The sequence below is a fragment of the Bartonella sp. AC535YNZD genome, assembly GCF_042196625.1.
Classification (GTDB): domain Bacteria; phylum Pseudomonadota; class Alphaproteobacteria; order Rhizobiales; family Rhizobiaceae; genus Bartonella.
The window spans coordinates 194,931-206,559 of sequence record NZ_JBHIQP010000002.1 but is presented as its reverse complement, the minus strand read 5'-3'; the positions used below and the strand labels follow the sequence as shown (position 1 = coordinate 206,559).

The 11,629-nt window shown below is 35.2% G+C and carries 7 protein-coding genes; 6 read left to right on the top strand and 1 reads right to left on the bottom strand.

What is annotated here, in order from left to right; all coding sequences use genetic code 11:
- The first annotated feature begins 1 nt into the window (after position 1).
- The 6 genes from ACFIM8_RS02105 (at position 2) to ACFIM8_RS02080 (ending at position 8,896) form a co-directional block, all read left to right on the top strand.
- Entirely contained in the window at positions 2 to 412 is a 411-nt protein-coding gene (locus ACFIM8_RS02105; protein WP_375606366.1) for a cytochrome c-type biogenesis protein CcmH, read from the top strand.
- Positions 413 to 628: 216 nt separating this feature from the next.
- Positions 629 to 2,140 carry a Do family serine endopeptidase gene (locus ACFIM8_RS02100; protein WP_375606365.1) on the top strand — a complete coding sequence of 504 codons (1,512 nt, stop codon included), beginning with the start codon at positions 629 to 631 and terminating at the stop codon, positions 2,138 to 2,140.
- A gap of 72 nt (positions 2,141 to 2,212) precedes the next feature.
- Positions 2,213 to 2,899 carry a response regulator transcription factor gene (locus ACFIM8_RS02095; RefSeq protein ID WP_273791552.1) on the top strand — a complete coding sequence of 229 codons (687 nt, stop codon included), beginning with the start codon at positions 2,213 to 2,215 and terminating at the stop codon, positions 2,897 to 2,899.
- Complete coding sequence (locus ACFIM8_RS02090) at positions 2,896 to 4,278, top strand: ATP-binding protein (RefSeq protein ID WP_375606364.1); 1,383 nt, start codon at positions 2,896 to 2,898, stop codon at positions 4,276 to 4,278. Before ACFIM8_RS02095 ends, ACFIM8_RS02090 begins: the two co-directional genes overlap by 4 nt.
- A gap of 77 nt (positions 4,279 to 4,355) precedes the next feature.
- Positions 4,356 to 7,301: a bifunctional [glutamine synthetase] adenylyltransferase/[glutamine synthetase]-adenylyl-L-tyrosine phosphorylase gene (locus ACFIM8_RS02085; protein ID WP_375606363.1), complete on the top strand. Its 2,946-nt coding sequence runs from the start codon at positions 4,356 to 4,358 to the stop codon at positions 7,299 to 7,301.
- A 770-nt stretch (positions 7,302 to 8,071) separates the two neighbouring features.
- A complete protein-coding gene (locus ACFIM8_RS02080) occupies positions 8,072 to 8,896 on the top strand; it encodes an outer membrane protein (RefSeq protein WP_375614411.1) in 825 nt (274 codons plus the stop codon).
- Positions 8,897 to 10,277: 1,381 nt separating this feature from the next.
- Here ACFIM8_RS02080 and ACFIM8_RS02075 read toward each other — a convergent pair.
- Entirely contained in the window at positions 10,278 to 11,162 is an 885-nt protein-coding gene (locus ACFIM8_RS02075) for a metallophosphoesterase family protein (protein ID WP_375614410.1), read from the bottom strand.
- Positions 11,163 to 11,629 lie beyond the last annotated feature (467 nt).

Genomic DNA, 11,629 nt, shown 5'->3' with positions numbered 1-11,629 from the left:
GATGAAAAAAAAATTTTGGATTGTATTTTTTTTAATGGCAGCGTTTCCTTTTCGATTAGCAATAGCAGTAGAGCCGGATGAGATTTTAAAGGATAAGATTCTTGAAGCGCGAGCACGCCATATTTCATCGCATTTACGTTGTCCCGTTTGTCAAAATCAATCAATTGATGATTCAGATGCTGCTTTAGCACGTGATTTACGGCTTTTAATTCGGGAAAGGCTAAAAATGGGCTATAGTAATCAGCAAGTCACTGACTTTCTTGTTGAGCGATATGGTGAGTTTATTCTCTTGAAACCACCGTTGAATAAGATAACTTGGTTTTTATGGTTCTCGCCTTTGATCATTATTATCATTGGCGTAAGTATCATATTTTTCCACTTCAAACGGAATAATCATGAGTTATGTGAATGAAAAAGGACAGTCAAAAATGTCATTGCATTAAAAAAATGTTACATAAAAGAAAAAATAAGATTATCTGCAATGAGCAGACAATCTTATTGTAATTATATTAGGGAATACTGAAACCTTACAAAACTTTAATAATTTAGACAGAAAACGGTAAGGTCTGGTATTTTATAAGTGATCGGAATTGAAATAAAGGTATGATTGAATAGGAGCATAGAATAAATGGTTAAAAAGGCTTTCTTTAAAACGTTTGTCGCAGTGAGTTTTTCTGCGATATTGGAAAGTGCGCTGTTTTTTAGTGGATGTACATCAAGCTTGTGGATGACAAAGGCTCATGCAAGTTCTGTATTTACTTCGTTAATGCAACAACAGGGATTTGCCGATATTGTTGCTCAAGTGAAACCAGCCGTTGTAGCAGTACAAGTAAAGAGCAATAAAAAGAAAGAAGATAGGTTCTTTAGCAACTTTTTTAGTGGTCCAGGACTTGATCAATTACCAGATCAGCATCCTTTAAAAAGATTTTTTAAAGAGTTTTATGATTTTGATAAACCTAAAAATAAATTTCCGCACCAATCGCAGAGACTCCGTCCTGTTGCTTTTGGATCGGGTTTTTTTATTTCATCTGATGGTTACATTGTGACCAATGATCATGTGATTTCTGATGGAACAAGTTATACTGTTGTTCTTGATGATGGTACAGAATTGAATGCAAAGCTCATTGGGAAAGATCCCAAAACCGATCTTGCCGTATTAAAAGTGAATGATAAAAGAAAATTTTCTTATGTTGATTTTGGTGATGATTCAAAGCTTCGTGTTGGGGATTGGGTTGTTGCCATTGGGAATCCATTTGGTCTTGGTGGAACTGTGACAGCAGGTATTGTTTCTGCACGTGGACGTGATATTGGCACTGGTGTGTACGATGATTTTATTCAGATTGATGCTGCTGTTAATAGAGGAAACTCTGGTGGTCCAACGTTTGATCTTAATGGAAAGGTTGTTGGGGTTAATACAGCAATTTTTTCTCCTTCTGGAGGAAATGTTGGGATTGCTTTTGCTATTCCAGCAGCGACTGTAAAACAGGTTGTACAACAACTTATTGAAAAAGGTTCAGTTCAACGTGGTTGGTTAGGTGTTCAGATTCAGCCGGTAACAAAGGAGATTTCTGATTCAATAGGTTTGAAAGAAGCCAAAGGCGCTTTGGTTACTGATCCGTTAAAAGGACCGGCAGAAAAGGCTGGTATTAAAGCGGGTGATGTCATTATTTCAGTGAATAATGAAAAAGTTGCTGATGCGCGTGAGCTGGCGAAACGTATTGCAAATATTAAACCAGGAGAAATGGTAACCATAGGGATTTGGAGATCAGGTAAGGAGGAGAGCATCAAGGTTAAACTCGCTTCAATGTCTGAAGATGAAAGTAAGAAAGAGACTTCAAAATATTCAAATGGACAGAGTGATTTAGATGAAACATTGGAAGATTATGGTCTGATTGTTATGCCTTCTGATGATGGTGTAGGGGTTGTCGTAACGGATGTCGATACCGATTCAGATGCTGCAGATAAAGGGATACGCCCTGGTGATATCATTGTGACAGTAAATAATAAACCGGTTAAACGAATCTCTGATATTATTAACACAATCAAAAATGCTCAGCAGTTAGGACGAAAAGCTATACTCTTACAAGTGCGAACAAATGATCAAAATCGTTTTGTTGCTCTTCCAATTTTCAAAAAATAAAGCTTTAGTTGTAGGACAAATGTTTATTAAATATTTGTCCTACAACATAATAAAATAATGGAGATACGTTTTATGAAGATACTCGTTATTGAAGATGATCATGAGACGGGGCATTATCTCGAAAAAGCATTTTTGGAAGTAGGGCATTCTGTTGATGTTGCTTATGATGGAGATACGGGATATGCTTTAGCAACCACGGAAAATTATGACGTTATGGTTGTTGACCGAATGCTTTTGCATCGTGATGGTCTTTCTATTATTGCTGAATTGCGCGCTAAAGGCAATGAAACACCAGTTCTTATTCTGTCTGCTTTAGGGCAAGTTAATGATCGTGTAACGGGGCTGCGTGCAGGGGGAGATGATTATTTGACAAAGCCTTATGCTTTTTCTGAACTTCTTGCGCGTGTTGAAGTTTTACAACGGCGGAAAAATCCTAAAGAAGCAGAAACTGTTTACTGTGTAGGTAATCTTGAGCTTGATCGGTTAGCACATACGGTAAAACGGGGTGATAGAAACATTCTATTGCAACCACGAGAGTTTCGTTTGCTTGAATATTTGATGCGTTATGCGGGGCAGGTTGTTACACGCACTATGCTTTTGGAAAACGTTTGGAATTACCATTTTGATCCACAAACGAATGTCATTGATGTCCATATCTCTCGTTTGAGAGCCAAAATTGAAAAAGATTTTGATGTTCCCCTTCTCCATACAGTGCGTGGAGCTGGATATATGCTCAAAGTACCAGATAACAAAGCATGAATCGTTTGATTAATATAATGCGCACGACGGCGCTAAGGCTTTCAGCACTTTACATTTTATTGTTTGGATTGGTGGCAACAGGACTTTCGATTTATATGACGGCATTTTCTGCTTCATTGTTAACAGAGCAAACTGAACAGGCTTTACATGAAGAATTAAAGTATATTGAAAATGCTTATAATTATGGGGGATTATCCTTATTAATGCGCACTATTGATTATCGTTCAAGACAACCAGGAGCATTTCTTTATCTTGTTACAGATTCTATGGGGCGTATTTTAGCAGGAAATGTAGCGCGTATTGAATTAGGTCTTTTGAATCAGAGTGGTTTTATTTCTACCTCTTTTTTGTATTCCCGTTTTGGAGAACATGGCAAAACAAGTGAACATCGCGCTTTGGCGGTTATTGTTGACTTGCCTAATGCTATGAAGATTCTTATAGGACGTGATTTGGATGAGCCAGAACGTTTTGCAGTGGTTATTCGCAAAGCTGTGATCATTGCACTTGCTGCAATGGTTGGAGGCGCTTTACTCATATGGTTTTTTGTTGGCAGGAGAGCTTTACAAAGGATTGATCATGTAACGGCTGCATCACAGCGTTTGATGGATGGTGATTTCAGTGGGCGTTTACCTGTTTCTGGAGTAGGGGATGAGTTTGATCGATTGTCAACCAATCTTAATGTTATGTTAGACCGCATTGAAGAGTTAAATATTGGTTTACGTCAAGTATCAGATAATATTGCTCATGATCTGAAAACGCCGTTAACACGTCTTAGAAATCGCGCTGAAGAGGCGCTTTCAGGAAATAAGACAAAGCTTGAATATCGTCAGGTCCTTGATAGGGTTATTGCAGAATCAGATCAACTTATTTGTACTTTCAATGCGATTTTAATGATTTCACGTATTGAGGCCAGCAGTACAATTGAACATCTTGAAATGATTAATATGAAACTGATCATTGAGGATGCTGTTGAGCTTTACGAACCTTTTGCTGAAGAGTCAGGTGTTTTACTTCAGTTGGGAGATATATTTGATAAAGAGCTAAAATTGAATCGTGAGCTTGTTGCACAATCAATTTTTAATCTTATAGATAATGCAATTAAATATGCGCCTAAAGGTGGAAGGCAAGCGAAGGTTTGCTTATCAATGGAATATCGTGATGAACATTTATTAGTTGTTGTGAGCGATAATGGACCAGGAATAGCAGAGGATAAACGTGAAAAAGTGACAGAACGATTTGTTCGTCTTGAAGAAAGCCGCACACAACCTGGGTTTGGGATTGGTTTAAGTATAGCAAAAGCGGTTATGAAGCTTCATGGGGGTGAATTGTTACTTGAAAATGCAAATCCAGGGCTTAGGGCTATTTTGTTATTTCCTTAAAGATATTTTTCTTCACTTTTCTCTTTTCATACGTAATAACTATTTTAAAAGTATAAAGCAATAGAAAGGAAAGCAAAATGCTTTTCAAGGGAGCGCAGACGAAACAAGCTTTTTTAAAAACACAGCTTCTTTCTTTATGTCCTCTCGATAAAAGTGGTTCCCAATGGTTAAAAGACATGGAAGAACAAGCAAGGAAAGAAGGTTTAGAATCGCTTGTTTCCATCATTTCAGAGAGTGGAACGCAGATTGATTTTATCAGTTCGGTTATGACCTTATCTCCTTTTTTGCGTGAGGTTTTAATTGCCAATCCATCATATCTTAGTGTTTTATTAAATGTTGATATAGAAACAAGGCTGAGCGAAATTATAGATGATATTACGGCTATTGATAAGGATGAATCTATAAATGAAACTTCATTGATGGCTGCTTTAAGGCGCAAAAAACGAGAAGCGCATGTTCTCATTGCTTTAGCTGATTTGGGAGGTGTTTTTACTTACGAAATTTCATGTGCTTGGTTGACACGTTTGGGCGAAGCAGCATTAAGTGTAGCACTACGTTTTCTATTAAGAGAAGCGCATGATCATGGTAAGATTAATTTGCTAAGCCGCGAAAATCCAGAAAAAGACTGTGGTTTAATTATTTTAGGGATGGGAAAGCTAGGAGCAGGGGAACTTAATTATTCTTCTGATATTGATCTTATTGTTTTCATTGATGAAACATCACCTCATATTGGTAATCTTTCTGAAAGTGTTGACGTATTTTCTAAAATGGTACGCCGATTAATCCGTATCATTCAAGAACGCACTGCGGAAGGATATGTTTTTCGTCTTGATTTTCGTCTTCGTCCAGATCCAGGATCAACCCCTTTGGCCTTACCAGTAAGGACTGCATTGCGTTATTACGAAGGGCGTGGGCAAAATTGGGAACGAGCAGCCATGATTAAAGCACGTCCAGTTGCTGGTGATAAGAGGGCAGGTTTTAACTTTCTCAAAGAGCTTTTTCCCTATGTGTGGCGGAAATATTTAGATTACGCTGCTATTGCTGATATTCATTCGATCAAACGTCAAATTCATGCGCATAAAAATTATGGTCAAATTGCAGCTTATGGGCATAATATAAAGTTAGGTCGTGGGGGTATTCGTGAGATTGAGTTTTTTGTTCAGACACAACAACTCATTGCTGGTGGACGTTTTCCTCAATTACGTGGACGTCAGACAGTTGCAATGTTAGCAGAACTTCACACGCTTGGTTGGATCAGTGAAAAAACGAGAAATAGCCTTATAAAAAGTTATGCATTTCTTCGAAATGTGGAACATCGTATTCAAATGCTTTTCGATGAACAAACACATCTTCTTCCAAATGATACTGTTCAATTCACGAGTGTTGCCTATTTAATGGGTTATCAAGACAGTAGCAGTTTTATCCGTGATTTATTAAAAACACTTCAGGTTGTTGAAAAACATTATGCTGCACTGTTTGAGAATGAGCAAGAACTTGGTTTAGAAATTGGTAATTTAGTTTTTACAGGTGAAGAAGATGATCCAGAGACATTAATAACGTTAAGCCGTTTAGGCTTTGAAAGAGCAAGTGATATTTGTCGTATTATGCGCACCCTTCACTGTGGTCGTTATAAAGCAACGCAATCAGCCGAAGCACGCGAGAGATTAACGGAATTAACGCCAGCTCTTTTGAAAGCTTTTGGCGCGACAAAGCGAGCTGATGAGGCGATGTTGCGTTTTGATAGTTTTTTACAGGGCTTACCCTCAGGAATTCAACTTTTTAGTCTTTTGCAATCTAATCCCTCTCTTTTGGATATGCTTGTCCTTATTATGGGGGCTGCTCCACGTCTTGCAGAAATTATTGCACGCAGGTCCCATGTTTTTGATGGAATGTTAGATCCGAATATTCTTTCAGAATTACCGACCAAAATGTACTTAGAAAAACGGCTTGAATATTTTCTTGAAAATGTTCTTTCTTATGAGGAAATTCTTGACCATTTAAGAATTTTTGCAGATGAACAACGTTTTTTGATTGGTATTCGAATTTTGAATGGTACAATTACAGGAGAAAGAGCGGGTTTTGCTTTTACTGCGCTTGCTGATCTTATGATTACAAAAACATTTGCTACCGTTCAAGAGGAATTTTCTCGTCTTCATGGTCGTATTAAAGGGGGGCGTGTTGGCATATTGGGTATGGGGAAGCTTGGAAGTCGCGAATTAACGGCAGATTCTGATGTTGACCTCGTTTTGCTTTATGAACACGATGATGATGCAGAAATATCTGATGGAGAAAAGCCTCTTTATATCTCTCAATATTATACGCGTTTAGCACAGCGCCTCGTTTCTGCTTTATCCACTCTTACAAGCCAAGGTGTTCTTTATGTCGTTGATTTAAGATTACGGCCATTAGGCAATAAAGGACCTATTGCTGTTTCTTTTCCATTTTTTAAAAAGTATTATCGCCAAGAAGCATGGATATGGGAATATCTTGCTTTAACAAGGGCTAGAGGCATTGCAGGAGATCCTGATTTTTTACAAAAGCTAGAAAATGAAGTGTGTGCAATTATTGCTATTTCTCGTGATAAGAAGGAAGTTGCAAAAGAAGTATGTGAAATGCGTTCCTTGATTGCAAAAGAAAAGCCGCCAAAAAATCAATGGGATTTAAAAACGATGTCTGGTGGCATTATGGATTTGGAGTTTATTGCTCAATTTTCTCTTATTACGCATGTCATTGAGTTTCACATTGGAGAGACGACAGCAGATATTTTAGATAATTTACCAAATAGTTTTCTTAATCAGTCATGTGTTGCTGATTTACATTATGCCTATGGTCTCTATACAAATTTGAGTCAAATTATACGACTTTGCTTAAATGATTCTCTTGATCCCAATGATATGCCAGCTGGATTAAGTGATCTTTTGTTAAAGAGTGTTGGGGAACCTGATTTGCTTCGTGTTGAAAAATTAATTGCAGAAACTGGGCAATTAGTCTGTTCAGTTTTTACGAAAGTCATGAAACATTAAATGTATTTTATAATGCTTTTATGAAATTATTGAATGCGATTATTAGATAAAATCATAAAAAGATATTATAGAAGCTTAAAAATTATTAATTCCATTTTTATATATTAATTTTGATATTTTATGTCATATAGGTTTGAGAGATCTAGAGAGTAAAAACCATTCTCTACTTATTTCTTCAAGTGTCATGAAAGAGTTTCTCTATCAAAAAAAGTCATTCTAGGTGTTATTCTTTATACAAAAAGAAATAAGGACTAGATTTTAGCGAATGATGTTGCTCATGTATATGATACAAGAATATGGATCAGTTATAAATCAGTAGTATTATATTAGATATACTTATCAAGTTAGAGATATTAAACACAATAATTATATTCAATAATGTTTTTATCATATTAGATTTATATAAAATATTATAGAGGTAGTGGATATATATTATTTATTATTATACAAATATATTGAAGTAAATATGATAAAAATTTTTATTGATTATATATCTCATTTTTTAAACAAAATTGATATTGGAGTTGTTTATATTATTATGGATAATAATGAAATATCCATCTATGAAAGCTATTATAAAGTAATAATTTAAGAAAATTATAAATAATTTTTTTAAAGTATTTATAATAATTATTTATTAAAAAATAATTTTATTTTTAAATAGGAGTTTAAAGTTTTTAACTGTGTCATTTTTGCTATAGATTTTTTGCAAAAAATGTGAAACGATTTACTATTATTTATGTATCACATTAGCTTTTAGGGGAGCAATTATGATTACAAAGTATTTAATCTCAACATCTATATTTTCTTTAATTTCAATTTCTATCGTACAGGCAGCGGATAGCGTTATTCCTGAACAGCCTGTTCCTGTTATTGCAGCGCCTTCTTTTTCTTGGACAGGATTTTATCTTGGAGGGCAGATTGGAAACTTTTCAGGCAAAACGACTGCAAGTTATTTAAAAAAAGAGACAGGGATATGGAATCCAGTTGGAAAAGAGAATTTGCCTAAACTTTCTGGTTTTATCGGGGGCGTTTATGCAGGTTCCAATATTGATATCGATAATGGTTTTATTATAGGTATTGATACGGATGTTATGTGGTCTAATAAAAAAAGTACGAAGGATATCCCTCTACCAAAAAATAAACCTGAAGGAATAGCAAAATCTTTAGAAAGAACAGGTTACACGAGAGATTCTCATGAGGAGGAATCTCCAGCGTTACCTATTGAGGCTATACAGCATACTTTAAAACAAAAATGGTCAGGTGCTACGCGAGTGAAAGTTGGTTTTGCACTTGAACGTATGATGCCTTATGTTTCTGGAGGAATTGCTTATACGCAACTTCAGAATATTTTTGCGGCAGTAGCTGATAGCAAAAATGGAGAAGTTGATTTTTCTGATTGGTTGCATGATGAAAAAAAGACCATGATTGGTTATACCCTTGGAGGTGGTATTGATTTTGCAATGACTGATAATATTATTGTACGTGCAGAATATCGTTATTCAGATTTTGGCAAAAAGAAATTCATACAGGATAAATTTGAAATGGGCTACAAGACAAACGATTTCCGTGTGGGGGTAGCTTATAAATTTTAATTTTTTGCAGAATTAAACACTTCAAAAGTCTCATTTTCGAATGAGGCTTTTGTTTTTCAGATATGTTCTAGTAAATATCCTTTACTCAAAAAAGCTACTATTTTATTCGAACAATACTTTGATTTGTAAATATAAATTACTTTTTGTCATGTTGAGTGAGAGACCCAAGTGTCATAAGATTTTCTCATTTTTAACCTATACCATATTGAACCAATCTAAACCATGTCTTTTGTACATCAAAAAGAGGGAGATTCGTGAGATAAAAACATTCAAGAAAGAATAAAAATGCTTCTTATGAACCATCTTAAGTGCTAAAGACTTTCGCTACATTAGGGGGGTGGCGAAGTATGAGATTTGATACGAGCTTGCTTTTCCATAAACGTGAAGATGGTGTTGCTAAATGGACTTAACATTACATCATTCCTAGGTGCCGTCGGGAAATGGGTTTGGGTGCTTTAAAAGATGCTTTTTTAAACCAACATGTGAATTGGCAAGCTAATGGCATTTTATTTTATTTGAAAGATTTCTCATACAATCAACTTTTCTGTTTTGCGGTATCGTAAAATATTTTATTTAATAACAAAAAGCTCGCAAAAAATTCTAAAGAACATAAAATTACATCCACAATGTAACTCAATAATAAAATAATTATAAAGAGTATTATAAAGTGATTTATAGGAAAAAATAGATGAAAAATTAGGAATTTATTGAGACATAAAAAATATTATTACCTATGTTTTTTATCGAAACATAATCTATTATTTTTCCTAAATTTTTAATGTACGATAATAAATTTTGAGTGAAATAGTAATGGATCATTTCAAATCTATTTACGATAAATCAATCAACATCATTTGTTTATGAATCACAAGTATATTGGGTTATTTAAATTATATAATTTAGTTATTATTTGGCTTTTTTAGCCATTGATTTTCAGGCATAGAAGCTGAATGAGCTTCTCTATTATTCTATAAAATATCATCATTGTAATAATATAAGGATTTTACGCATTAGATGCTTTTGGAGGAGTGGATGATGAAATTCAAAGCAGGGTTTATGTGTAGAGCTTTGTGAAGTAAATCACATGTGCGATTAGCAGATGGAACCCTTGAGACAAGAATCCGAATTATTTATAAATCAGATGTGGTAGAATTTTCGTCCTTTAGGGCGGGAAGGAAGAAAACCAAAACCGATAAGTTTGTAAAAAGCTAGTCACATAAGTGGGGCTGCAGATGGAACTGTCTGAGAAAAATTGATCTATTGACAGAGAAGGTGAAACTTTATCTTTTAAGGAGAAAAAGGAAATAAGAATTATGATTTCCAAAGGGATATGAAATAAAAATATTTTCATTTTTGGTTGTTTGGGCAACTATGAAGGTGTTTAAAGATTAATTGTTTCAGTACATGCAATCTCGTTTTTGGGGTTGATAATGCTATAACGTTGTAATTGGCAATGCCATTGATTTTGTAAGCGTTCAATGGAAAATAAATTAAAGCCTGCGGGCGGTTTTTTATCACCAAAAGCTTGTGATGCGGAAGGAACACCAACAATAGGGATTTTTTTAATTGGTCCTTCAATGTAATTCAATGTGGGTAAATGAGTATGTCCGTGAAGAATAAGCTCACAACCGTGGTATTTGATAATGTCTAGAAAACGTTTTATATCCCGTAGTTTTTTATGCCAAGACGTTGCCTTTGGAAAGGGGGGGTGGTGAATCATGACGACACGAAAAAGGTTGCATTGTGCTGCTTCCTTTAAAAGGAGCGGTAAAGTTTGCGCTTGCATTTTACCAAAATAACCGGAAGCTTGAAAAGGCAATGTCGCAATGGCTGAAGAAGCTGCTATGATGGCAACATCTTTACGAATGCGCATATAAGGAAAGAGGCTTTTTTGAGGGATGTCACCTGTAATCCAAGGTTTAAAAAGAGTGCATGCTTTTTGTAAAGCGCCGCGGACATAGGCATCATGATTTCCAAATGTCAAAGAAATATCTTGGGGTTGTCCTAAGTTAAGGAGCCAACGATACGCTTGTTCAAATTCCTTATCGAGAGCAAGATTGACAAGATCACCAGAGATCACCAGGTGATCAGGCTTTGTTTTTTTCAAGGCATCCATTAAAGTTTCTAAGACATTTGTTGCCATCTGACTCTTACGTTTTTTTTGCCAGTTCAGATAACCGGTAAGACGCTTCCCAGAAAGTTCAAAAAGGGAAGGTTGCGGGAGAGGGGAAAGATGTACATCCGATATATGGGCAAGATAAAACATAAAAGCTCGTAGAGTATTAAAAACGATTTAAAGAATAAACATAAGATAACTTAGTGTTTAAAGGCAAGAAAGATGGTAAAATGAAAATTAGCTTGCAAAAAAGAATGTCTCAAGCGGAATGTTCCAAATAGAATATCCCTAATAAAATATCATTGTGTCGTACATTCACATATTTGTAAAAAACATTTCTCAATGCGTTTGAGCTAATTTCAAGACGGTACTCGATATTATAATGGAAAGCTTCTGTGAACTATATAGGGCTTACTGTACACTACCATCTCTACGCTTATACAAGGTGCAAATAAAAAACATCATACTATTTTCCCCCAATTTTATGAAAATTCTTGCTTTGCTTTAAGAGGATTTATAAGAGGTATTTCACTCTTTTCTTCAATGGTTTCTATCCATACAGCATTTCTTCTAATAATACGCAAGAGAATGTTTTTTATTATTTTAATATGAGGATA

Bases quoted from the DNA above. Each gene is read 5' to 3' on its own strand.
- ACFIM8_RS02105 (WP_375606366.1), top strand. From the start codon at position 2: ATGAAAAAAAAATTTTGGATTGTATTTTTTTTAATGGCAGCGTTTCCT.
- ACFIM8_RS02100 (WP_375606365.1), top strand. From the start codon at position 629: ATGGTTAAAAAGGCTTTCTTTAAAACGTTTGTCGCAGTGAGTTTTTCT.
- ACFIM8_RS02095 (WP_273791552.1), top strand. From the start codon at position 2,213: ATGAAGATACTCGTTATTGAAGATGATCATGAGACGGGGCATTATCTC.
- ACFIM8_RS02090 (WP_375606364.1), top strand. From the start codon at position 2,896: ATGAATCGTTTGATTAATATAATGCGCACGACGGCGCTAAGGCTTTCA.
- ACFIM8_RS02085 (WP_375606363.1), top strand. From the start codon at position 4,356: ATGCTTTTCAAGGGAGCGCAGACGAAACAAGCTTTTTTAAAAACACAG.
- ACFIM8_RS02080 (WP_375614411.1), top strand. From the start codon at position 8,072: ATGATTACAAAGTATTTAATCTCAACATCTATATTTTCTTTAATTTCA.
- ACFIM8_RS02075 (WP_375614410.1), bottom strand. From the start codon at position 11,162: ATGTTTTATCTTGCCCATATATCGGATGTACATCTTTCCCCTCTCCCG.